The following is a 23,447-nucleotide window of genomic DNA, read 5'->3' as shown; positions in this document are numbered from 1 at the left end:
ACACCGCGGCAGCGCCGACGGCTCCGCCGTGACGGGGATGCCCTATGTGGCCATGGACATCACCAATGAGCAGCAGGTTCGGCAGGTGATGGACCAGGTGCGGCCCGACGCCGTGATCCACTGCGCCGCCTGGACGGCAGTGGACCTGGCCGAGGACGCCGACAAGCAGCCCAAGGTCCGGGCCATCAACGTGGACGGCACCGCCCATCTGGCCCAGGCCTGCCGGGAGATGGACTGCAAGATGATGTACATTTCCACGGACTATGTGTTCAACGGCCAGGGCCAGACCCCCTGGCAGCCGGACTGCAAGGACTATCAGCCCCTGAACTACTACGGCGAGACGAAGCTGGGCGGCGAGCTGGCCGTCAGCTCTGCGCTGGAGAAATACTTCATCGTGCGGATCGCCTGGGTGTTCGGCCTGAACGGCAAGAACTTCATCAAGACCATGCTCCAGCTGGGCAAGACCCACGACAAGCTGCGGGTGGTGTGCGACCAGATCGGTACGCCTACCTATACCCTGGACCTGGCCCGGCTGCTGGCGGATATGATCGAGTCCGACAAGTACGGCTATTATCACGCCACCAACGAGGGCGGGTATATCTCCTGGTACGACTTCGCCTGCGAGATCTTCCGCCAGGCGGGGCTGCCGGTGCAGGTGGACGCCGTGACCACGGCGGAATACGGCGCGTCCAAGGCGGCCCGGCCCTTCAACAGCCGCCTGGACAAGAGCAAGCTGGCGGAAAACGGCTTCACGCCTCTGCCGGAGTGGAAGGACGCCCTGAGCCGGTATCTCCGGGAGCTGGGCGACAATCAGTAAGCGAAAAAATACCGGCTGCGCAGCAGCCGGTGTTTTTTTGTCCTTTTCAGAGGAAGAAAAATGCGCTATACTGTCAGATGAGAGTTTTTTGGGACAGCGGAGGTGGTATCCTGCTGTCGGAAAGGAGGCGGGCAGATGCTTCATATATGGGTGGGCCGGGCCGGTTCCGGGAAATCCCGGCGGGTGCTGGAGGCCATGGAAAAGAACCGCCGTCTGCGGCGGCAGGTGCTGCTGGTGCCGGAGCATATCTCCCACGAGGCGGAGGTGGACCTGTGCCGGGCCCTGGGACCCACGGCGTCCCGGGACGCGGAGGTGCTGAGCTTCCGGAGCCTGTCGTCCCGGGTGCTGGCGGAAACCGGCGGCCTGGCGGAGTTTACCCTGGACAACGGGGGGAAGCTGCTGACCATGCGGCGGGTGCTGCAGGAGCTGGCCCCGGAGCTGCGGGTATTCGGACGGCCCAGCCAGCGGGCGTCGTTCCTGCGGCAGCTGACGGACCTGACGGAGGAGTTCTACGCCTACGAGATCGGCCCCCAGGCCCTGTACCGGCAGGTAGAGGACCTGGACGGGGCCATGGGCGGCAAGCTGCGGGACATCGCCCTGATATACGCCGCCTACGACGCCCGGCTGCGCAGCGGCGATTTCGACGCCCGCTCCCGGCTCCAGAAGCTCCGGGAGCATCTGGAGGGAAGCGGCTATCTCCGGGGCTGCGACGTGTATCTGGACGGTTTTTCATACTTCAACCGCCAGGAGGAGAGCATTCTGGAGCTGGTGCTGCGGCAGGCCGAAGGCGTCACGGTGACGCTGCTGGGAGACCGGAGCAGCGACCGGCTGTTCCAGAATGCCCTGCGCCAGCGGATGCGCCTGGAGCGCATGGCCCGCCGGGCGGGGCAGGAGATGGACGTGCTGTGGTGCGAAAGCCGGGGGCAGGGCCCCCTGGGACACCTGGAAGCCCACTTTTTCGGCCAGGAGGTCCCCTACGGCGGGGAACCGGAGGGCCTGGAGCTGTACCAGGCGGCCACGGCCTTTACCGAGGTGGAATGGGTGTCCCAGCAGCTGCGGCAGCTGGCGGCGGAGGGCTATCGCTGGCGGGACATGGGCGTGTGCGCCCGGAATATGGAGGTTTACGGCCCGCTGCTGGAGAGTGTGTTCCGCCGGGACGGCATCCCGGCCTATATCAGCCGCCGTAGCGACCTGCTGGAAAAGCCACCCATCACCATGCTGCTGGGGGCACTGGACGCCGTCACCGGCGGCTTCGACCGGGAGGACGTGTTCCGCTGCCTGAAAACCGGCCTGGGCGGCATCACCCCGGACGAGTGCGACATTCTGGAAAACTACGTCATCCTGTGGGACATCCGGGGCAGCGCCATGTGGCTGCGGGAGGGGGACTGGACCGCCAGCCCCGACGGATACGGCCGGGAGCCGACGGAGCGCAGCGCCGCCCGGCTGGAGCGGGTGAACGGCATCCGGCGGCGGGTGCGTCTGCTGCTGGAGCCTCTGTATCGGGGGATGCGCACCGCCGGGGCGGCCCGGCAGAAGGCGGAGTGCCTGTATGTTTTTTTGCAGGAGGCCGGGGTGCCGCAGACCCTGGAGGACACGGCGAAAAAGCTCCTGGAGGAGGACCGGCCCCAGCTGGCGGAGGAATATGTCCAGCTGTGGGCGATCTTCTGCGGGGTGCTGGACCAGTTTGCGGAAATCCTGGGGGATACGGAGCTGTCCGGCGAGGAGTTCGCCCGGCTCCTGCGGCTGGTGCTGACCCAGTACAGCGTGGGTACCATCCCGGCCACCCTGGACCAGGTGAAGGTCAGCGAGATCACCCGCAACGACCGGCACCGGGTGAAGTGCCTGTTCCTGCTGGGAGCCAACGACCATGTGCTGCCCATGCCCCCCAGCGGCCACGGCCTGCTGGATCCGGAGGACCGGGCCGCCCTGCAGCAGCGGGAAATTTTGCTGTCGGACGCCAGCTTCGACCCGCTGGACAACGAATTGCAGAATATTTACGCCTGCCTGGCCCAGCCCACGGACCGGCTCACCGTCAGCTGGCCGGTGGGGGACGTCAACGGCAGCCAGCTGCGCCCCTCCTTTGTGGTGCAGCGGATGGAAAAGCTGTTTCCCCGGCTGCGGGTGACCCGGGAGGACGGCAGCTACCGGCGCAGGCTCCCCGCCACGGCCCTGGAGCTGGCGGGAGAGGACCCCGCCCTGCGGCAGTATTTCCGCGGGCGGGGAGGCTATGACCGGGTGCTGGACGCCATGGACCGGGGCCGGTCCCTGGGCCGGGGACGGCTGTCCGGCCCGGCGGTGGAGGCCCTGTATGGCCGCTCCCTGCATATGTCCGCCTCCCGGATGGACCAGGTAAAGCGGTGCCATTTCGGGTATTTCATGCAGTACGGCCTGCGGGCAAAGGACCGCCGCCCGGCGGGGTTCGAGGCCCCGGAGATCGGCACGTTTATCCACTATCTGCTGGAAAACGTGGCCCGGGAGGTCAAGATCCGGGGCGGCTGGGCCGCGGTGCAGCAGCCGGAGCTGCGGCAGCTGGTCCGGGAATATACGGACCGCTACGCCCGGGAGGAGATCGACGGGTATCAGGAGAAAAGCGCCCGGTTCCGGTATCTCTTTTCCCGGCTGCGGACGGCGGCCTATGCCATTGTGGAGGACATGGCCGGGGAGCTGGCCCAGTCGGACTTTTCCCCGGTGGCCTTTGAGCTGGGCTTCGGCGGAAAGGACGGGCAGCTCCCTGCCGTGACCATCACCGAGGGGGATCAGCGCCTGTCCGTCAGCGGCAAGGTGGATCGGGTAGACGGCTGGCTCCACGACGGCAGGCTGTATCTGCGGGTGGTGGACTACAAAACCGGGAAAAAGTCCTTCGACCTGTCGGACCTGCGGTACGGTCTGGGGATCCAGATGCTGCTGTACCTGTTCACCCTGGAGCAGGAGGGCCGCAGCTATTTCGGCTATCCCATCGTCCCGGCGGGGGTGCTGTACCACCCGGCCCGGGAGGTGATCCTGAAAGCGGACCGGGGCATCCAGCCGGAGAAGCTGCAGCTGGCCCTGCAGAGCGCCCTGCGCCGCAGCGGCATGGTGCTCTCCGACCCCCAGGTGCTGCGGGCCATGGAGCACAGCGCTCTGGAATCGCCCCACTACCTGCCTATCAAGGTGAAAAAGGACGGCACCATCGCCGACGGCGTCGCCTCGGCGGAGCAGCTGGGCAAGCTGGGCCGCTATGTGGACCGCCTGCTGCACCAGATCGCCCGGGAGATCGGCTCCGGCAGCATCGACGCCGACCCGGTGGCCCACGGCCCCCAGGACCGGGCCTGCCAGCACTGCGACTTTGCCGCCGCCTGCGGGTTCCAGGAGGGCCGGGGCGGCGATCGGGTGCGGTACATCAGAAGCGTAGACCCGGGAGAATTCTGGAAATTTGTGGAGGAAGAAAGCCGAGAGGAGGGATCGCCATGCCGCTGACGCCGCAGCAGGAAACGGCCGTATATAACCGGGGCGGAAGCCTGCTGGTGTCCGCCGCCGCAGGCTCCGGCAAAACCAAGGTCCTGGTGGAGCGCCTGTTTTCCTATATGGAGCAGGAGGGCTGCCAGGTGGACGACTTCCTGATCATCACCTATACCAAGGCCGCCGCGGCGGAACTGCGGGGCAAGATCGCCCAGGAGCTGACCCGCCGGGTGGCGGAGCGCCCCGGGGACGGCCACCTGCGGCGGCAGATGCTGCGGGTGTATCAGGCGGACATCAAAACGGTGGACGCCTTCTGCGCCGGGCTTCTGCGGGAGAACGTCCACCTGCTGCCGCCGGTGGAGGAGCACAGCCTGACCCCGGATTTCCGGGTGCTGGACGAGCAGGAGGCCGCCCTGCTGCGCCAGCGGGTGCTGGGCCGGGTGCTGGAGGATTTTTACGCCGGCATCGAGGAGGACGAAAACGCCCGCCTGCTGGCGGAGACCCTGGGAGCTGGACGGGACGACCGGGCCCTGGAGGCCCTGGTGCTGGACCTGCACCAGAAGACCCAGAGCCACCCCCACCCCCTGCGGTGGCTGGAGGAGCTGAAGCGGGACTGGGCCAGAACGCCGGAGCACCTGCCGGACACCGGCTGCGGCCGGTATCTCATGGAGGACGCCCTGCGGAAGGCGGACTTCTGGTCCCGGCGGCTGACCCAGGCCGTGGAGGACATGGAGGACTACCCCGCCGTGTACAAAGCCTACGGCGACCGGTTCCTGGAGGCAGCCCAGGCCCTGGAACACCTGCGGGACAAGGCGGAACAGAGCTGGGACAGCCTGGGACAGGCGGTCCCCGTATTCCGCCGGATGGGAGCCGTCCGGGGCGATGAAAACGCCGCCTGCCGGGACCGGTCCAAGGCGGTGCTGGAGCAGTGCAAAAAGGCATTGAAGGACATCCAGGCCACCTTTTCTGTGCCGGAGGAGGAGCTGCTGGAGGACCTGCGCCAGATGGCCCCGGCCATGCTGGCCCTGCTGAGCCTGACGGCCCGGTTCACCCTGCGCTATCAGGCGGAGAAGGTCCGGCGGAACGTGATGGACTTTTCCGACCAGGAGCACTACGCCATCGACCTGCTGACCGACGGCCAGGGCCAGCCAACGGACCTGGCCCGGCAGGTGGCCTCCCGCTACCGGGAGGTGATGGTGGACGAATATCAGGACAGCAACCAGGTGCAGAACTGCATTTTCCGGGCGCTGTCCGACCGGGAGCGGCGGTTGTTCGCCGTGGGCGACGTGAAGCAGAGCATCTATCGCTTCCGGCTGGCGGACCCCACCATCTTTCTGGAAAAATACCTGTCCTATGTCCCGGCATCGGAAGCGGAGGAGGGCCAGCCCCGGAAGGTGCTGCTGAGCCGGAATTTCCGCTCCCGCCGGGAGGTGCTGGACGGCACCAACTTCGTGTTCCGGTCTGTTATGTCCCGGGAAATGGGGGAGATGGACTACGGCGACGACGAGCAGCTGTACTTCGGCGCGGAGGCGGCGTACCCGCCCCGGCCGGGCATGGAGCCGGAGCTGCACTTCATCAGCGTGGAAAACACCCAGGAGGAGAGCTTCGACCGGACGGAGATGGAGGCCCGGTTCACGGCCCGCCGCATCCGGCAGCTGCTGGACGAGAAATTCCAGGTGCAGGGGGAGGACGGCCGGCCCCGGCCGGTGGAGCCGGAGGACATCGTCATTCTCATGCGCTCCCCCCGGGCCAGGCTGGCGGCCTATACGGCGGCCCTGCGCCGGGAGAATATCCCCTGCACCAGCGGGGAAAGCGAGGCCTTCTTCAGCACCCCGGAGGCGGCGGTGATGGTGTCGTTTTTGCAGATCATCGACAATCCCCGGCAGGATGTGCCGCTGATCGCCGTGCTGCGGTCGCCGCTGTTCGGCTTTTCGGCGGATCGCCTGGCCCTGATCCGGGCGCTGCAGCCGGAGGGGGATTATTACGACGCCCTGTGCCTGGACGACGGCGCGGACACGGCGGACTTCCGGCGGCTGCTGGAGGAGCTGCGGCTGGCGGCCCGGGACATGACGGCGGACCGCCTGCTGTGGAAGCTCTATACGGAGTGCCACGCCCTGGCGGTGTTCGGGGCCATGGAGGGCGGAGCCGCCCGGAAGGAGAACCTCATTGCCCTGTATACCTACGCCGGTCAGCAGGCGGCGGCGGGCCGGGGCGGCCTGTTCGACTTCGTGACCCAGCTCCACGACCTGCTGGAGGAGGGGCGGCAGCCCCCCATCACCACCCGGACCGCCGGCAGCGGGGTGCAGATCATGAGCGTGCACCGGTCCAAGGGACTGGAGTTCCCGGTGGTGATCCTGACGGACCTGCACAAGACCTTCAACGCCGACGACTTCCGCCGTCCGGTGCTGGTGCACCCCCGGCTGGGCCTGGGCACCGAGCGGGTGGACCGGGAAAAGCGCATCCGGTACGACACCGTCACCAAAACAGCCGTGGCGGCGGCCCTGACCCGGGAGAGTAAGTCCGAGGAAATGCGGATCCTGTATGTGGCCCTGACCCGGGCCAAGGAGAAGCTCATCTGTGTGCAGTGCATGGCCCACGGCCGCAAGCGGCTGGCGGACCTTTCGGTGCTGGCGGATATGCCCACGCCGCCGGAGGCGGTGGCCGGGGCCAAATGCCCCGGAGACTGGCTGCTGCTGCCGCTGCTGTGCGCCCCGGAGGGGGAGCCTCTGCGCCGATGGGCAGAGGCGGAGCCCCAGACCCGGGTGGGCCTGGGCGGCGGCTGGCAGGTGCAGGTGTGGGAAAATCCCACGGCCGCGGCGGCCCGGGAGCGGGAGGACACGCCGCAGGAGGCCCCGCCGGAGAGCGCCGTGGAGGTCCAGGAGCTGGACTATCCCCATCAGGCGGCCTGCCGCATCCCCACCAAGGTCACGGCCACCCAGCTGAAGGGCCGGGAGCTGGACGAGGAGATCGCCCAGGGCACGGTCCGGCGGGTGCGGCAGGTGCAGGTGGACACCCCCCGGTTCCTGCTGGGGGAGCGGCCCCTGTCCGCCGCCCAGCGGGGCACAGCCATGCACCTGCTGATGCAGTACCTGGACCTGAACGGCCCGGACCCGGAGGAGCAGGCGGCGTCCCTGACGGCGCGGCATCTGCTGACCCCGGAGCAGGCGGCGTCCCTGGACCTGGAGCAGGTGCGGCGGTTCCTGGCCTCGCCTCTGGCCCAGCGCATCCGCCGGGCGGAGCAGGTGTACCGGGAGTACCGCTTTTCCCTGCTGCTGCCGGCGGCGCTGTATGACCCGGCGGCGGAGCCGGAGGACGAGCTGATGCTCCAGGGCGTGGTGGACTGCGCTTTCCGGACGGAGGAGGGCCTGGTCATCGTGGACTTCAAAACCGACCGCATCCGGCCGGAGGAGGCCCCCGCCCGGGCGGAGCTGTACCGCCCCCAGCTGACGGCGTACAGCCAGGCCCTGAGCCGGGTGCTGGAAACGCCGGTGGCGGAAATGGTGCTGTACTTCTTCGCCCCCGGCTGCGAGGTCAGACTGTAAAATATACGGCCCTGGCCATCCCGATGGATGGCCAGGGCCTTTATACCGCATCATCGGTAACGATACCGGTAACGTTTCAAAGTGCAATTTCCGCCGAAGCGACGCTTTGGCGGAAAGGCTTCGGCAAATAATTGTAAATTTTTTAGCATTTTTACTTGTAAAGAATCCGTAAATATGGTATTTTATACACAAGCGCCAAACGTAAGGCCGCTATAGATAGCTTTTCGGACCCTTTTCATATCTATAGGCGGCCGCCGCACCTGCGGTTTTGGCAAATTTACAAAAGGGAGAAAGAAAGGCCATGGAAAAAGATCGTCAGGAACCCCGCATTGAGAATGTCTATCAACTGGAAGGGCGCGTGCCGGTGGCAAAGGCAATCCCCTTCGGCCTCCAGCACGTGCTGGCCATGTTTGTGGCCAACATCGCGCCGCTGATCATCATCGCCTCGGTGGCGGTGTACAACGGCCAGCCCTTCAGCGTTATCGAAACCGCCCGGCTGCTGCAGAACTGCATGCTCATCGCCGGTATCGGCACCATGCTCCAGCTTTATCCCGTGTGGAAGATCGGCTCCGGCCTGCCCGTTGTCATGGGCCTGAGCTTTACGTTCCTGGCCGCCTGCATGACCGCCGCCTCCCAGGATTACGGCGTTATGGTGGGGGCCATCATTGTGGGCGGTGTCTTTGAAGGCATTCTGGGCCTGACGGCCAAGTATTGGCGCAAAATCATCTCTCCCATCCTGTCCGCGTGCGTGGTGGTATCCATCGGCCTGAGCATCCTCAACGTGGGCGTATCCTCCTTCGGCTCCTCCGCCAAGTATCCCCTGGGCTCCTGGCAGAACCTGCTGGTGGCGGCCATCACCCTGGCGGCGGCGCTGATTTTCCATACCACCCTCAAGGGCGTGGCCAAGCAGCTGTATGTCCTGCTGGGCATGATCGTGGGCTATGTGGTGGCCGTGTGCTTCGGCATGGTGGACTTTGCCGGCATGAACCAGACCATCCGGGAGCTGGGCGTGGTGGCCGTACCCCAGCTGTTCGCCTACACTCCCAAGTTCCAGATGGGCACCATCCTGTCCTTCTGCCTGGTGTTCATCGTCTCCGCCGTGGAAACCATCGGCGACACCACCGCCACCTGCACCGGCGGCCTGGGCCGGGATATCACGGATAAGGAGATCTCCGGCTCCCTGTGCGTGGACGGCTTCGCCTCCGCCCTTTCCGGCGGCGTGTTCGGCTGCTCCCCCATCACCTCCTTCAGCCAGAACGTGGGCCTGATCTCCATGACCCACGTGGTGAACCGCTTCACCATCATGTTCGGCGCCCTGGCCATGATCCTGGGCGGCCTGTTCCCGCCCATCGGCGCTTTCTTCACCACCCTGCCGGACTGCGTGCTGGGCGGCTGCACCGTGATCATGTTCGGCTCCATCATGATGTCCGGCATCCGGATGATGCAGGATGCGGGCCTGGACCAGCGCAACGTGCTGATCGCGGCCACGTCCCTATGCCTGGGCGTGGGCGTGACCCAGGTGGAGGGCTTCTTCGACAACCTGCCCCCGGTGTTCGGCGAAATTTTCGCCGGAAACATGGTGGCCGGTGTGTTCGTGGTGGGCCTGATCCTGGAGCTGTGCCTGCCCAAGGACCCCAAGCGCTACGAGACCCGGTAAAAATTGGAAATTTCTTCCGCCTTTGCGCCGCAGACAGCCGTCTGCGGCGCTTTTTTCGCGTCCGGCGGAAAAGCATCCTTTATTTAGCGGACATGAAACGCCGTCCGGCGGCGCAAAGTAACTCTGTCGCCGGCGACAAAATTCAAAAACAGGGGTGATCGCATGTATGAAACGCAAAAAAAGCGACGCATACGCAGGCCGGCCGCATGGCTGCTGGCCGTGCTGCTCACCGGGGTCCTGTGCTGCCAGGCGGTATGGGCCGATCAGCGCACCTTGATCCCTGTGGGGAAGGCGGTGGGCATCAAGCTCTTTGCCGACGGCGTGCTGGTGGTGTCCACCTCGGAAACGGCCCCCTGCCCGGCCCGGGACTGCGGCATCCGGGAGGGGGACCTGATCGTCAGCTGCAACGGCGAAAAGGTCACCTCCACGGAGGACCTGCAGACCCTGCTGCAGGCCACCGGAGGCCAGCCCGCCGCCATCGGCCTGCGGCGTGAGGGCAAGACCCTGAACGTCACCGCCGCGCCGGTGCAGGGGGAGGACGGCTCCTGGCGGCTGGGCGCCTGGACCCGGGACAGCATGGCCGGCGTGGGGACCCTGACCTTCTATGACCCGGACACCGGGGCCTACGGCGCTCTGGGCCACGGCATCACCGACACGGACACGGCCCAGCTGATGCCGCTGTCCAGCGGCTCCATTATGGAGACCTCCGTGAAGGCCGTGAAAAAGGGCGAAAAGGGTGAGCCGGGCCAGCTGAAGGGGGACTTCACGGCCCAGCACGACGTGGGCACCGTGTCCGCCAACACCACCGGCGGCATTTTCGGCACCGTGGCGGAGGGGGACTTCGTCTCCGGCACGGCCCTGCCGGTGGCCCAGCGCAGCCAGGTGACCACCGGCCCCGCCACCATCCTCTCCACCGTCTCCGGGGATGATACCCGGGCCTATCAGGTGGAGATCGTGCGGCTGTGCCCCATGAACCGGGACGGCCGGGACCTGCTGCTGAAGGTCACGGACCCCCAGCTGCTGGAGACCACCGGCGGCATCGTCCAGGGGATGAGCGGCAGCCCCATCATCCAGAACGGGCGCTTTGTGGGGGCTGTGACCCATGTGCTGGTGAACGACCCCTCCCAGGGCTACGGCATCCTGCTGGAGCATATGCTGGAGGCGGTGGGATAACAGAACCGGCCAATTTGATGGCGGTAAAACGCGTATTGCGATTATAGAAAAGAACATGCGTGCCGGGATATCCGAAGAAATGCCTGCATTTCCTCCGGGTATCCCGGTTTTTCGGGGGAAAAACCATATTTTCTTATACAAATTTTGAGTGATGTCCAAATAGCTGCGGCGGCCTGTGGAACGCATGGTCGACTGTCTGAAAGTTCACAATATGAATAACAGAATGTATGAGAGGAAAACATAACAGCACATTGCACAAAAATACACAAAGTTTTTTCTGCTTCGCCGCATATGCCTGTACAGATTGACGAAGCTGTACAGCCGTTTTAATCTAAAATCAACGATCCGACAGACGGCCCGGCGGCCCCGTCGGACGACCCAAGGACCACCATGGAAAAGAAAGAGAAGAAAAGGAGAAAACTATGCAGCACAAAAGATCCCGTCTTTCGACGAAGATCCTGGCGTTTGTCCTGATCCTCGCTCTCGTATTCCCTGCATCTGCGTTCGCAAGCGTCGCAGACGTGGCGAAGGACACTCGTGCCCCCGGTAAGTCCCTGGCAAATACCTATCCCGCATACACCGACATCGACTGGCAGATCTCCCTGGCGGAGGACACCACCGCCACCGTCACCCTGCCCACCAACCTGACGGAGAATGAGCTGGCCGCCGCCATGGACGCGGGCCTGTCCCTGTCTCTGGACCGCGACACCCAGCGCGGCTATCTGAACCCCGAGAAGTTCCCCAACCCCTATCAGGGCGGCCCTCTGGACAGCTGGAAGACCCAGAGAGACACCCAGATGTTCCAGGTGGATGACTACGGCTTTGCGTTCGACGACGACGGCAAGGTCTCTCTGGTCCTGTACCTGAACATCTCCTGCTACTTTGCCAACCGCTCCGGCAGCGTGAACTACAGCGCCCCCCACAGCAACGGCGGCGCATACCTGGGCCTGTGCGGCTATTACACCCTGCGTGTGACCGCCGACGGTAAGGACATCGTCTCCTGCCACGCCAAGGTCGTTCCTTACGACAGCTTCCGCACCGTGTACGAGCTGTATGACGATCTGGAAGCCCTGGCCGCCACGGATACCGACCTGTATGTGTCCAAGGAGTCCATGGGCCAGACCACCACCGACGGCTATGATATGCCCTACCTGATCGTTGCCGACTCCAAGGAGTCCGTTGACAAGTGGCTGGCATACACCGACCTGGTGGAATCCGACCCCGACCTGGCGCTGACCAAGCTGGCCAACGGCGACTTCGATGACCTGCGGGTGCCTATGTTCGCCTCCAACGTCCACTCCAACGAGAATGCCGCCGTCAACGGCATCCTGGAGTTCGCCCACCTGCTGCTGGAGAACGAGACCATCAACGTCAACACCCTGGAGGGCTTCACCGACGCCGGTAAGGAGCTTCTGGCCCAGGAGATGGCCAAGCAGAACGTGGCCGTTCCCGAGCAGATCAAGGATTTCGCCTCCTACATCGGCTTCATCCGCGGTGAAAACGGCTACAAGGCCAACGGCAGCCTGTACTCCGGTCAGCTGGACCTGGCCGCCTATTATAACGTGCAGGAGAACCGGGTCAACGTCAAGGAGCTGCTGGGCGACGTGTTTATGGTCATCGTCCCCGAGCAGAACATCGAGGGCTATGAGCACATGACCCGCACCACCGGTCAGGGCTATGACCCCAACCGCGACGAGGCCAACCAGACCCTGTTTGAGGATGCCAACGCCATGGCCCTGGTGAATAAGTTCAACCCCATGGTGTTCACCGAGATCCACGGCCGCGTGGAGGCCATGCTCATCGAGCCCTGCACGCCTCCCCACGAGCCCAACTATGAGTACGACCTGATCGCCAAGCAGTTCATCCAGCTGGGCGAGGCCGTGGGTATGGGCGCCATCGCCAACAACCCCGAGCACAACAGCTTCGAGATGCCCTACCGCGATTACCTGCGTGTGGACAACGATTCTCCCTCCGGCGTGGCCTGGACCGAGCCCTGGGATGATATGACCACCGCCTACGGTTCCCAGTTCCCCGTCCTGATCGGCACCGCCGGCATCACCTGGGAGCTGCCTGTGTACAGTGACGTCGCCTCCGAGCTGGTGGTGCCTTACGGCCTGATGACCCAGGCCATGTACATCCAGGCCAACAAGATCACCATGCTGGAGAACCAGGCCAAGCTGTTCTCCCGCGGCGTGAACAACACCAATTCCAACGAGCTGGTGGCTCCCTGGTACGTGGACCAATATGACCGGCCCGGCACCCAGACTGAGCTGATGCGCCCCGTGTACGATGGCGAGGGCCAGAACGGCAACTTCTATCCCGAGTGCTATATCATCCTCATGGACAGCGCCAACCAGAAGAATCTGTATGACGCCGCCGCCGAGATGAAGTACCTGACCCGCAACGATGTGAAGGTCAACGTGGCCAGCAAGGAATTCACCTATGACGGCGTGACCTATCTCGCCGGTACCATGGTGGTGTCCATGTATCAGGCCAAGCGCTCCCTGGCCAACAGCCAGCTGTTCGACGGCACCTTCATCAACGTCTGGCAGGGCCTGTACTCCGAGAGCTTCGCCCAGCGCAGCAACGCCCGGGGCTATGACCGCGTCATCGTGGCGGAGCCCGCTGCCTACAAGACCATCATGGCCGCCTGCCCCGAGACCATCAACTATACCCAGGCCCTGACCTATCTGGCCGCCTTCGCCACCCAGTTTGAGGGCGTGGAGAATGCCGACGTCATCATCGACAACGTGTCCAACGACTCCACCGCTGCCATCAACGCGCTGCTGCGGGCCGGCAAGACCGTGGCCATGATCACCGAAGGCAGTGAGAAGGGCAACTTCATCTGCTCCTATGAGGACTTCATGACCGTGGCCAAGGACTATGTCCTCACCGCCACCGGCGTGTACGGCACCGGCATCAAGGCCGCCGTCATCCTCAATCCCCAGGTGTATCTGCCCGGCAAGCCCGCCGACAACACCTCCGGCTACGTGGAGACCACCCTGCGCTCCGGCTCCTATAACTACCGCTTCGACTGGCTGGCTCTGACCGCCATGGGCTTCACCATGACCGATGACCTGACCAAGGCCAACGTCATCGTGGGCTCCCGCGCCCTCAGCGACGATGCCCTGGCCGCCGTGAAGGCCGGTACGCCTTACATGGGCTACAGCAACGATGCCATCACCGGCAGATCTGCCTTCATGCAGGAGCTGGGCGTGGAGATCTCCTCCTGCGACAAGGGTACCGACTTCCTGGGCCGGGTGGTATATTCCAACAACACCCTGGTCAACGCCACCTATATCAACGAGGGTGACGACGTGATGTACGAGTACGGCACCAACTGGTTCACCAAGATCCCCAAGGGCGCTACCGTTCTGGTGCAGAACGCCGGCAAGGATCCCCTGCAGGGCTGCATCTGCCTGACCGATGACGAGCTGACCGCTCAGTTCAACCAGTACAACAACGGCGTGGTGGGCTTCGAGTATCAGAACGGCGACCTGGACATCGCTCTGTTCGCCAACGTCCTGAACCACAAGATCCACCAGACCGACGAGTACACCTTCATCAGCAACTTCATCTTCTCCCGCAGCCTCACTGAGACGGCCTACGAGGGCGTTGCCCAGCCCGAGAATCCCGATCCCGTGAACCCCGGCAAGCCCGAGGAGCCCGGCAAGCCCGACGCCCCCAAGACCGGCGACTCCTCCAACATCATCGTCTGGGTGCTGGCCGCTTCCTTCAGCTGCGTGATGATCCCCGCCGCTGTGACCCTGAAGCGCAAGGCCCGCTGACCCACCTATAAGGAAGGGGCCGCAGCCCTGCCCAACCGGCTGTGACAGCCTTCCTCATACGCCAACTGCATAAGCAAAGGCCCCGGACGAAAGTCCGGGGCCTTTGCCGTGACTGTCAAAAAAGCAAAGCTCTTTTTATCAGTGATTCTTCTGATAGATGTCCCACAGGCCCTCCATCAGCAGATACTTGTCATAGAGCACCTTGTTGCGGCAGTAGCGCACGATCACCGGGGCGTTGCTGCCGGTGGCCACGATGGTGGGGGTCTCCCCCTGGGGCAGGACCTCCCGGATGCGGTCGATGACGCCGTCCAGCATCCCGGCGGTGCCGTAGACAATGCCGGAGCGCATGCAGTCCTCGGTGTTTTTGCCGATGAGGCTCTTGGGGTGCTGCAGGGAGATGTCCGGCAGCTGGGCGGTGTGGTCCGACAGGGCGTCCAGGCTCAGCCGCACCCCGGGGAACATCAGGCCGCCCTCATAGCTGCGCCTGCTGGAGATATAGGAGATGGTGGTGGCGGTGCCCATGTCGATCATGATGATGGGGGTGGGGTACTTGTCCAGAGCGGCTACGGCGCCTGCCACCAGGTCGGCACCCAACTGGTTGTGGATCTCCATGCGGATGTTAAGCCCGGTTTTGACCCCAGGGCCCACGATCATGGGGGGCTTTCCCAGCAGGCGGGTCAGGGCCTTGGCCATCATGAAGTTGATGGGCGGCACCACGCTGGAGAAAATGGCGCCGCTGACGTCACGCAGGTCGTATTGATACAGGGAGAAGATGTTCATCAGGTCGATGCTAATCTGATCTGCCGTTTTCCGGCTGTCGGTGTCGATGGAGGACAGAAATTTCAGGTCCCGTTTCTGGTCGAACAGCCCCACGGAGATGTTGGAATTGCCGATATCAATGGCCAAAAGCATGGCAGAAGCCCCCTTTCCATTCCTGTCTATTCTACCACGCACAGTGCGCTTTGGCAACCGGGAACGCAAAAAACGCCCGGGTCAGTCCTCCACGACGCCTATGAGCAGGCTGCCGTCCCGCACCGACACGGTGATGGGGCGGCCCACAAAGTGGTTGCTGACGCCCAGAGGGAACTCCGCCGTCAGCACCGCGTGGTGCAGGGGATACTGGCCTCCCTGGATGCTGACGTCCCTGGCGTCGGCCCCCAGGCAGAACACGGACAGAATGCCCCGGTCCCGGGCGGGGAAGGTGACGGTGCCGCCGCATACGGCGGTGTACCGCTCCCCCTGGCCATACAGCCAGCCCTGAGCCCCCCGCCGGGCCAGGTACAGCAGGGCCTGGAAATTGGCGATGGTGTGGTCCGTCCGGCGGCCGCCCATGCCGCCGTAGATGTGAAACTCCGTTTCCCCGCGCTCCAGCCCGGTTTTCACCGCCAGCATGGTGTCGGTGTCGTCCTTCTCCACCGGCACCCGGAGAATGTTGGGGAAGTCGGGCTGGGTGCTGAGGGAGTCGAAATCCCCCAGCAGCAGGTCCGGCGTGATACCGGTCTTGCGGCAGGCCAGCCAGCCGCCGTCGGCGGCGATGATGAAGTCGTCGGCCCGGGGACAGCGGTCCAGGCCGTAAAAGCTGCCTGCACCGAAAATATAGCATGCCATAGTGTTTCCTCAGTCGTGATGATGGTGGGGCGCTTCGGCGGCGGTGTTTTCCTTGCCGGTAAGCTCCCGGGGGGTGATCCGGATCACCTTTGTGGCGGGTCCGTATTTTTCCACGGACTCCGTGAAGCGGCCCATGCCCTTGGGGTCAAAGGCGGAGCACAGCAGAAGCAGGGCCCGGGTCCACTCGCCCTGGTCCGTCACCACCTCCGCCCGGCCCCGCAGAACGGCGCTGGCATAGGCCATGGTGAAGGCGTTGGGCACCGCCGTGGCGTGGGACACCGCCGACAGGCACACCTCTGCACCGTCCTTCAGAAGCTCCCACTTTTCTCCGGCTCCGGCGCAGTGGAAATAGACCACGTGGTACTCCTCGTCCACGGCCTGGTTCACCGGCACGGCGTAGGGGCGGCCCTGGCCGTCCGTCAGGGACAGGGTGGCGTAGGGGGCCTTTTTCAGCACCTCCCAGGCAAAGCTCCGGTCCCGTTCTCTGTCTTTTCTTCGCATGTTTCTTCCTCCTTTGCCGCCGGGCGGCTGTTTACAGTTTGCACCAAAAGGCATGGTTTGTCAACGGCGGCATACCATGGAAGCAGGAATTTTTTTCGGAAAGGAACTGCCTGCCATGACTTATCCCTATATCCTGCCGCCGCTGCCCTATGCCCCGGCGGCTCTGGAGCCAAACCTGGGGCGCTCGTCGGTGCGGCTGCACCACGACGCGTTCTTTGCCGCCTATGTGGACCGGCTCAACGGGGCGTTGGTGCCCTGGACCCAATATCAGGACTGGCCGCTGGAGCGGCTGCTGCTGCACTGGTGCCAACTGCCCCGGACCCTGGGCCAGGCGGTGCGCCGCTATGGCGGAGGCGTGTATAACCACGGGCTGTATTTTTCGTCCCTGGCCCCGGCCCGGACCACCAAGCCCTCCGGGGAGCTGCTGGCGGAGGTGGAGCACAGCTTCGGCTCCATGGAGGGGCTGCACCGCAGCCTGAAGAACGCCGCCATGAGCGTGTTCGGCAGCGGATGGGTGTGGCTGGTGTGCTGCTCCGGGGGGCTGCAGGTCACCTGCACCGCCAACCAGGACACGCCGCTGCCCCTGTGGCCCCTGTTCAACGTGGACCTGTGGGAGCACGCATTTATCCCGGACTATGAAAACCGGCGGGAGGACTATGTGGAGGCGGCGCTGGCCATCATCGACTGGGACGCGGCCTCCCGCCGGTTCCGGCAGCGGACGGCAGGGAAGGGGGAGTGAAGCGCAAAACGGGCGGGGCCGAAGCCCCGCCCGTTTGAGACTGTTCAAAAAGGGCGTTGCCCTTTTTGAACAAAAGGCTTGCAGTCTGCCGCGCGCATAATTTGTCCGCCACGGGCGAACAAATTCCACACTTGCAGACTGAGAAGTATTTTTTGCCAGGTACACGCCCCGGCAAAAAATGGATCACATTTGATTTGCCGCCTGCGGACGGCAAACTCTGCGAGGCCTTTTTGACAAGCTGAGATGCAGGCACCCGTTTCACGGATGCCTGCATCGGGAGCATGATGTATCAGTCCATCGCCGGGCGCTCGTCGCCCATGAAGAACACCGCCACGGTGCCGGGGCCACTGTGGGACCCGATGATGGTGCCGATGTCGCACAGGCGGATCTTGCCCCGGAGCCTGGGGAACCGCTCCTCCAGAGCGTCGATGAGCATCTGCGCGTCCTCCGGGCACTGGGAGTGGCACACGAAGCAGCGCTGGTCATAGTCCCGGCCGCCCTGGGCGTGCTCCTCCATGGCGTTTACCGTGGCCTCCACGGCCTTCTTCTTGCCCCGGACTTTGCCGTAGGCCTTGATGGCCCCCTTGTCGTCCAGCCGCATAATGGGGCAGATGTTCATGATGGTGGCCACCATGGCCGCCGCGCCGGACACCCGGCCCGTGCGCCGGAACTGGGTCATATCGGAAGAGAAGAACTGGTGGTGCACCTTGTTGCGGTTCCGCAGCACCCACTGGGCCGTCTCCTCCAGGGTGGCCCCGGCGTCCCGCATATCCGCCGCCGTATCCACCAGCAGACCGTAGCCGGAGGAGGAGCACAGGGAGTCGATGACCACGATCTTCTTGTCGGGATACTTCTCCTGCAGCAGCTTTCCGGCGGCCTGGGCGTTGTGCACCGAGCCGGACTGGCCGGAGGTGAAGGCGATGTGCAGCAGGTCGCCCTTTTGCAGCTGCTCCTCAAAGAAATCCAGATAATCGGCCACGTTGATCTGGGACGTCTGGGGAAGCTGGCCCGCCTTCAGGAACCCGTAAAACCGGGGCAGAGCCGCCGGATCCCGGCCCATATCGTCCACATACTCCTGGTTACCCACCACATAGTGGTAAAACAGCACCGGGATGTCCCGCTGGGCCATGTACGCATAGGGCAGGTCCACCGTGGAGCAGCAGCTCAGTACAAATTTCCGTTCCATATCCTTTCTCCCTTTCGATTGAATAGAACTTACTGCACATATTATACCAAAATTGGATGAAAAGTCAAACCTTCCGCCCTATACATCCGGGATGCATTGTCCAGACGGAAAAAACGGGGGCCGCGGCCCCCGTTTTTTTACTGCGCTCAGTCGTCCCGCTCCGTCTCGTGGTCCAGCACGGCTCCGGTGGCGGCGTCGATGACGTAGTCATACTCCATGCCGCCGGACTTGAACTCCACCTCATACACGGCCCGGCCGTTTTCGTTGTCCCATTCCACCTGAAGCTGCTGCACCTGGCCTTCGGACAGGCCCGCGTGCTTCAGGGCCGCGGCCTTGGCGGCCTGGGCGCCGATATCGGTGCCGCCGGTGCCGCCGCGAAGGTTCTCCTTCTCATAGTCCAGCACGCGGCCGGTGGCGGCGTCCACGGTGACCTCATAGGCGGCGCTGTCGGTGTGGAACTCCAGCTCATACTCCAGTCGCCCGTCGTCATAGTCCCGCTCCGCCTTGGTAAAGACGGCGGTGGACAGACCCGCGTGCTTCAAAGCAGCGCTCTTGGCGGCCTCCATGCCAATGTCACCGGAGGGGTTCACGGGAGTGGAGGGCTGCACATTGGCCTGGCCGGTGAGCACCTGGCCGGTATACGCCTCCACCTTATACTCCAGCTCGCCCTTGCCGGGCACCTGGAACTCCACCTCATAGTGGGCGGGTGTCTCGTCCAGCTCCGGGTCCACGTCCGCGTCGGTGATGTCCGCCGTGGTCAGGCCCGCATACTGGGCCGCCGCCTCCAGAGCCGCCTGCATGCCGATGGGCATCCCCGGCGCACCGGCCTCGATCAGGTCCCGCAGCTCCTCCACAGACAGCTGGGCCAGCCCCTCGAAGGTCAGGCTGCCGTTCAGGGCCATGGCCTGGCGGATCAGGGCCGCCTTGCCGGTGGAGATGTTGTTGGCCTTGGCCTGCTTTTCCAGCTCCTTGTCCTGCTGCACCGTCTGGCTCAGCACGGCGGCCTGGGAGTTGCCCAAAGCGCCGCCCGCGACATTGGTCAGCTCCTGCTGCAGCCGCTGGGCCCGGGCCTGATCCTTATCCTCCACGGAGATGAGGATGGCGGAGGACAGACTGTCCAGATATCCGCACCGCACCAGGCTGCCCACGATGGCGTTCACCGCCACGTCCGCCTTGACGCCCTTCAGGTCCCTGCCGCCGTCCATATCCTCCAGCACGGCCTGGGCCTCCTGGTTCAGGGCCTGGCAGGACACCACCTTTTCCCGGCTGTTCACCCGCAGCTCGATGCTGGGATTCACGTCCAGGGACACCACCGAGGTCACGGCGTGGGCCTGCTGCACCAGCAGACCGCCGCCGCCCAGCAGCAGCACCGCCAGGCAGGCCGCCACCGCCTGCATCCATTTCTTCATTCGGTTATTCTTCTTTTTCATAGGGACTACCGTTCCTTTCCGCTCTGTACAGCGGGAGAGCACGCCGTCCACGTCGTCCGGCGCGGTCTTGTCCAGCGCGGCGGAAAGCCTGCGTTCCATCTGATCGTTGGTCATCGGGCGTCATCTCCTTCCATGTAAGCTCGCATCTTTTTCAATGCTCTGTGATATTTTGACAGGACGGTTGCCAGGGGCAGGCCCAGCGCCTGACCGATTTCCCGGTGCTTCAGGCCCGCCGTGTGCAGCAGGACGATCCGCCGCTCCTCCTCTCCCAGCACCGCCAGGGCGTCCTGCAGAAGCAGCCGCTCCTGGCTGTCCAGCCCCGGGCAGTTGTCGGGGATGGCGTGCCACTCCTGGTCCTCCATGGTCACCTGACGGCTCTCCCGCCGCAGGTGCATCAGGCACAGATTCCGGCACACTGCCAGGATCCACCCAACAGGCGAGCCTGTGGGCCGGTACTGTCCCGCCGTGTCCCAGATGTGAACGAACACATCCTGGGTCAGGTCCTGGGCGTCGTGGGCGTTGCGGAGATAGGACAGGGCCAGACCGTACACCGCCGTTCGGGTGCGGCGATATAGTTCGGCCAGATCATCTTGGCTTCCTGCGGCCACTCCCGAAAGCAGCCGCCGAAGCTCCTGGACCTCCTCCGCAGGGAGGGATGAAGTTGTGTTGTCAATCCTGTGCAGCATCTCTTTTGTCTCCTGTCATCTGGATAATGCACGGCAAGGCGGTTTTATTGCGTCCCCCGAAAAAATTTCCCCAAAATTTTTCTTTTATTTTATCATGCCGCCTCACGGATTTCCAGCTTATCAAAAAATTCTTTTTTGACAAGCCGCGTGCGTCTCTTTCTGCTCCTTGTACAAAAGAATAAAAAGAGGTATAATAAAACGGATCAAACGAATTAGGAGGTCCCTTCCATGAAGCTCATGGTCCTGGACGGCAACAGTATATTGAACCGCGCCTATTACGGCATCCGCCCCCTGTCCACCCGGGATGGGCTGTATACCCATGCGGTATACGGCTTCATCACCACCCTCCAGCGCCTGCTGGACGAGGAAAACCCGGAGGCCCTGTGCGTCACCTTCGACCGCCGGGAGCCCACCTTCCGCCACCGGGCGGACGCGGAATACAAGGCCCAGCGCAAGCCCATGCCCCCGGAGCTGGCCATGCAGCTGCCGGTGATGAAGCAGGTGCTTTCGGCCATGTCCGTGCCCTGCTATGAGCTGGCGGGGTACGAGGCCGACGACCTCATCGGCACCATCAGCCGCAAATGCCAGGCGGCGGGGTGGGACTGCGTCATCGTCACCGGCGACAAGGACAGCCTCCAGCTGATCACCGACCGCACCAAGGTGAAGCTGGTGTCCACCCGTATGGGCCAGACCACCACCAAGGATATGACCCCGGAGACCTTCCGGGAGCAGTACGGCTTCGACCCCATCCACATGATCGACCTGAAGGCCCTGATGGGCGACACTTCGGACAACATTCCCGGCGTGCCGGGGGTAGGGGAGAAGACTGCCATGGCCTTGGTGCAGGAATACGGCACCATTGACGAGATCTATCGCCTGCTGCCGGACCTGCACGCCAAGCCCGCCGCCATCCGCAAGCTGGCGGAGGGGGAGGAGTCCGCCCGCCACAGCTATTGGCTGGCCACCATCGTCACCGACGCCCCCCTGGACTTTGACCCGGCGGAAAATCTCCGCCGGCCCTTCCGCCCGGAGCTGTACGACCTGTTCCTGCGGCTGGAATTTCAGAAGCTCATCGACAAATACCACCTGCGCCCCCACCAGGAGACGGCGGAGAAGCCGGAGGTTACCGCCACGGTGGTCCCCGTGGAAACGGAGGAGCAGGCCCGGACTCTGCTGGAGGAGTGGCGCAGGGCCGATCACGTGGCCCTGTACGCCGCAGCAGACCTGATGGCCATCTCTGTCCATTGGGATACCGGCGAGAGCACGGCACAGATGGCGGAGCTGTGGTCCGGGGGCTATCAGGGGAACTGGAACGCCCTGCTGGGGGCGCTGCTTGCCGCCGATATCCCCAAGGTGTCCCACAACGTCAAGGACCTGATGCGCGCCCTGCTGGACGCGGGTCTTCCGGCGGAGGGCTTCGTGTTCGACACCGCCCTGGCGGCGTATCTGCTGGATGCCACGGCGGGGGGCTATGACCTGCCCCGGCTGTTTGTGTCGTATTTCAACCAGGAGCTGGAAAAGCCCGCCCATCTGGAGCCGGACGCCTTCTCCCCTCTGGGAGACCGGGCTGCCGCCTGGGCGTCGCTGCACAGCTATGGCGCAGCGATAGAGGCCCTGTATGGTGTGCTTTTGCCCCGGCTCCGGGAGCAGGGCATGGAAAAGCTGTACTTCGATGTGGAGCTTCCTCTGTGCCGGGTGCTGGCGGATATGGAGCGCAGCGGCTTTTTGGTGGACGGCGGGGCCCTGGCCCGGTTTGGCCGGGAGCTGTCCGACACCATCGACCGGCTGGAGCAGCGGATTTACGCCGCCGCCGGGCAGCAGTTCAACATCAATTCCCCCAAGCAGCTGGGAAAGGTCCTGTTTGAGGACCTGGGCCTGCCCCACGGGAAAAAGACCAAAACCGGCTGGTCCACCAACGCCGACGTGCTGGAGAAGCTGAAGGACCACCCCCTGGTGGCGGACGTGCTGACCTACCGGCAGTATGCCAAGCTGAAAAGCACCTATGCCGACGGCCTGCTGAAGGTCATCGACCCGGATGGCCGCATCCGCACCAGCTTCCAGATGACGGTAACGGCCACCGGCCGCCTGTCCTCCACGGAGCCGAATCTTCAGAATATCCCCACCCGCACGGAGCTGGGCAGCAAAATGCGGGAGATGTTTGTGGCGGCCCCGGGCCATGTGCTGGTGGACGCTGACTATTCCCAGATCGAGCTGCGGCTGCTGGCCCACATCTCCGGCGACACCGCTATGCAGCAGGCCTTCCTGTCCGGCGCGGACTTCCACACCGTCACCGCCGCCCGGGTGTTCCATGTGCCCCAGGACCAGGTGACCCACCAGATGCGCTCCCGGGCCAAGGCCGTGAACTTCGGCATTGTCTATGGCATTTCCGCCTTCTCCCTGTCCCAGGATATTGGCGTCACGGTGCAGGAGGCCAAGGAGTATATGGACCGGTATTTTGCCACCTATACCGGGGTGAAGCAGTATATGACGGACGTGGTGGACAAGGCCCGGGAGCAGGGCTATGTGGAGACCCTGTGGCACCGCCGCCGGGCTTTGCCGGAGCTGAAAAGCTCCAACTTCAATATGCGGTCCTTCGGCGAGCGGGTGGCCCTGAATATGCCCATCCAGGGCACGGCGGCGGACATCATCAAGCTGGCCATGGTCCGGGTCCACAGCCGCCTGGCCCGGGAGGGCCTGGCCGCCCGGCTGATTATGCAGGTCCACGATGAGCTGATCGTGGAGTGTCCGGAGGAGGAGGCCCCCCGGGTGGAGGCCCTTTTGCAGCAGGAGATGCAGGGCGTGGCGGAGCTGTCCGTCCCCCTGCTGGCGGAGGCCCACACCGGCCGCAACTGGCTGGCCGCCAAGGGCTGATATTGCGTAAC

The 23,447-nt window shown here is 64.2% G+C and carries 14 protein-coding genes; 8 read left to right on the top strand and 6 right to left on the bottom strand.

What is annotated here, in order from left to right:
* From rfbD to LKD37_RS06615, 6 genes are all read left to right on the top strand, one after another.
* Positions 1–817: dTDP-4-dehydrorhamnose reductase (gene rfbD, locus LKD37_RS06640; protein ID WP_302928490.1), on the top strand; the 817-nt coding region annotated here is incomplete at its 5' end.
* Positions 818–952: 135 nt separating this feature from the next.
* Complete coding sequence (locus LKD37_RS06635; protein WP_302928489.1) at positions 953–4,273, top strand: PD-(D/E)XK nuclease family protein; 3,321 nt, start codon at positions 953–955, stop codon at positions 4,271–4,273.
* Positions 4,264–7,797, top strand: coding sequence for a helicase-exonuclease AddAB subunit AddA (gene addA / locus LKD37_RS06630; RefSeq protein WP_302928488.1), 3,534 nt, complete (start codon positions 4,264–4,266; stop codon positions 7,795–7,797). The genes LKD37_RS06635 and addA overlap by 10 nt, the downstream gene beginning before the upstream one ends.
* 301 nt (positions 7,798–8,098) lie before the next feature.
* Positions 8,099–9,454 (top strand): uracil-xanthine permease family protein, encoded by a 1,356-nt coding sequence (locus tag LKD37_RS06625; RefSeq protein ID WP_302928487.1) that lies wholly within the window; start codon positions 8,099–8,101, stop codon positions 9,452–9,454.
* 162 nt (positions 9,455–9,616) lie between these two features.
* Positions 9,617–10,627 carry a SpoIVB peptidase gene (spoIVB, locus tag LKD37_RS06620; RefSeq protein ID WP_302928486.1) on the top strand — a complete coding sequence of 337 codons (1,011 nt, stop codon included), beginning with the start codon at positions 9,617–9,619 and terminating at the stop codon, positions 10,625–10,627.
* Between the two features lie 422 nt (positions 10,628–11,049).
* On the top strand, positions 11,050–14,415 hold the full coding sequence (locus tag LKD37_RS06615) for a M14 family metallopeptidase (protein WP_302928485.1): 3,366 nt from the start codon (positions 11,050–11,052) through the stop codon (positions 14,413–14,415).
* Between the two features lie 138 nt (positions 14,416–14,553).
* Here LKD37_RS06615 and LKD37_RS06610 read toward each other — a convergent pair whose 3' ends face one another.
* The 3 genes from LKD37_RS06610 to LKD37_RS06600 form a co-directional block, all read right to left on the bottom strand.
* A complete protein-coding gene (locus LKD37_RS06610; RefSeq protein ID WP_302928484.1) occupies positions 14,554–15,327 on the bottom strand; it encodes a type III pantothenate kinase in 774 nt (257 codons plus the stop codon).
* Positions 15,328–15,408: 81 nt separating this feature from the next.
* Complete coding sequence (locus LKD37_RS06605) at positions 15,409–16,023, bottom strand: thiamine diphosphokinase (protein WP_302928483.1); 615 nt, start codon at positions 16,021–16,023, stop codon at positions 15,409–15,411.
* A gap of 9 nt (positions 16,024–16,032) precedes the next feature.
* On the bottom strand, positions 16,033–16,524 hold the full coding sequence (locus LKD37_RS06600; protein WP_302928482.1) for a pyridoxamine 5'-phosphate oxidase family protein: 492 nt from the start codon (positions 16,522–16,524) through the stop codon (positions 16,033–16,035).
* Positions 16,525–16,600: 76 nt separating this feature from the next.
* Here LKD37_RS06600 and LKD37_RS06595 point away from each other — a divergent pair, with 76 nt between their 5' ends.
* On the top strand, positions 16,601–17,263 hold the full coding sequence (locus LKD37_RS06595) for a superoxide dismutase (RefSeq protein ID WP_302928481.1): 663 nt from the start codon (positions 16,601–16,603) through the stop codon (positions 17,261–17,263).
* Between the two features lie 289 nt (positions 17,264–17,552).
* On the opposite strand, the gene LKD37_RS06590 is transcribed toward LKD37_RS06595, so the two are convergent.
* The 3 genes from LKD37_RS06590 to LKD37_RS06580 form a co-directional block, all read right to left on the bottom strand.
* On the bottom strand, positions 17,553–18,449 hold the full coding sequence (locus LKD37_RS06590) for a DegV family protein (RefSeq protein ID WP_302928480.1): 897 nt from the start codon (positions 18,447–18,449) through the stop codon (positions 17,553–17,555).
* A 146-nt stretch (positions 18,450–18,595) separates the two neighbouring features.
* Complete coding sequence (locus LKD37_RS06585) at positions 18,596–19,993, bottom strand: PepSY domain-containing protein (protein WP_302928479.1); 1,398 nt, start codon at positions 19,991–19,993, stop codon at positions 18,596–18,598.
* A complete protein-coding gene (locus LKD37_RS06580; RefSeq protein WP_302928478.1) occupies positions 19,990–20,565 on the bottom strand; it encodes an RNA polymerase sigma factor in 576 nt (191 codons plus the stop codon). The genes LKD37_RS06585 and LKD37_RS06580 overlap by 4 nt, the downstream gene beginning before the upstream one ends.
* Before the next feature lie 228 nt (positions 20,566–20,793).
* Here LKD37_RS06580 and polA point away from each other — a divergent pair, with 228 nt between their 5' ends.
* On the top strand, positions 20,794–23,436 hold the full coding sequence (gene polA / locus LKD37_RS06575; protein WP_302928477.1) for a DNA polymerase I: 2,643 nt from the start codon (positions 20,794–20,796) through the stop codon (positions 23,434–23,436).
* Positions 23,437–23,447: the final 11 nt, after the last annotated feature.

Source organism: Brotocaccenecus cirricatena, assembly GCF_020687045.1.
Classification (GTDB): Bacteria; Bacillota; Clostridia; order Oscillospirales; family Oscillospiraceae; genus Vescimonas; species Vescimonas cirricatena.
The sequence above is the reverse complement of the archived record's forward strand: the minus strand, read 5'-3'. Positions and strand labels throughout refer to the sequence as shown.

What these genes read in the sequence shown, in the direction of transcription:
- LKD37_RS06635 (WP_302928489.1), top strand. Translation starts at nt 953, where the DNA reads ATGCTTCATATATGGGTGGGCCGGGCCGGTTCCGGGAAATCCCGGCGG.
- addA (WP_302928488.1), top strand. Translation starts at nt 4,264, where the DNA reads ATGCCGCTGACGCCGCAGCAGGAAACGGCCGTATATAACCGGGGCGGA.
- LKD37_RS06625 (WP_302928487.1), top strand. Translation starts at nt 8,099, where the DNA reads ATGGAAAAAGATCGTCAGGAACCCCGCATTGAGAATGTCTATCAACTG.
- spoIVB (WP_302928486.1), top strand. Translation starts at nt 9,617, where the DNA reads ATGTATGAAACGCAAAAAAAGCGACGCATACGCAGGCCGGCCGCATGG.
- LKD37_RS06615 (WP_302928485.1), top strand. Translation starts at nt 11,050, where the DNA reads ATGCAGCACAAAAGATCCCGTCTTTCGACGAAGATCCTGGCGTTTGTC.
- LKD37_RS06610 (WP_302928484.1), bottom strand. Translation starts at nt 15,327, where the DNA reads ATGCTTTTGGCCATTGATATCGGCAATTCCAACATCTCCGTGGGGCTG.
- LKD37_RS06605 (WP_302928483.1), bottom strand. Translation starts at nt 16,023, where the DNA reads ATGGCATGCTATATTTTCGGTGCAGGCAGCTTTTACGGCCTGGACCGC.
- LKD37_RS06600 (WP_302928482.1), bottom strand. Translation starts at nt 16,524, where the DNA reads ATGCGAAGAAAAGACAGAGAACGGGACCGGAGCTTTGCCTGGGAGGTG.
- LKD37_RS06595 (WP_302928481.1), top strand. Translation starts at nt 16,601, where the DNA reads ATGGAAGCAGGAATTTTTTTCGGAAAGGAACTGCCTGCCATGACTTAT.
- LKD37_RS06590 (WP_302928480.1), bottom strand. Translation starts at nt 18,449, where the DNA reads ATGGAACGGAAATTTGTACTGAGCTGCTGCTCCACGGTGGACCTGCCC.
- LKD37_RS06585 (WP_302928479.1), bottom strand. Translation starts at nt 19,993, where the DNA reads ATGACCAACGATCAGATGGAACGCAGGCTTTCCGCCGCGCTGGACAAG.
- LKD37_RS06580 (WP_302928478.1), bottom strand. Translation starts at nt 20,565, where the DNA reads ATGCTGCACAGGATTGACAACACAACTTCATCCCTCCCTGCGGAGGAG.
- polA (WP_302928477.1), top strand. Translation starts at nt 20,794, where the DNA reads ATGAAGCTCATGGTCCTGGACGGCAACAGTATATTGAACCGCGCCTAT.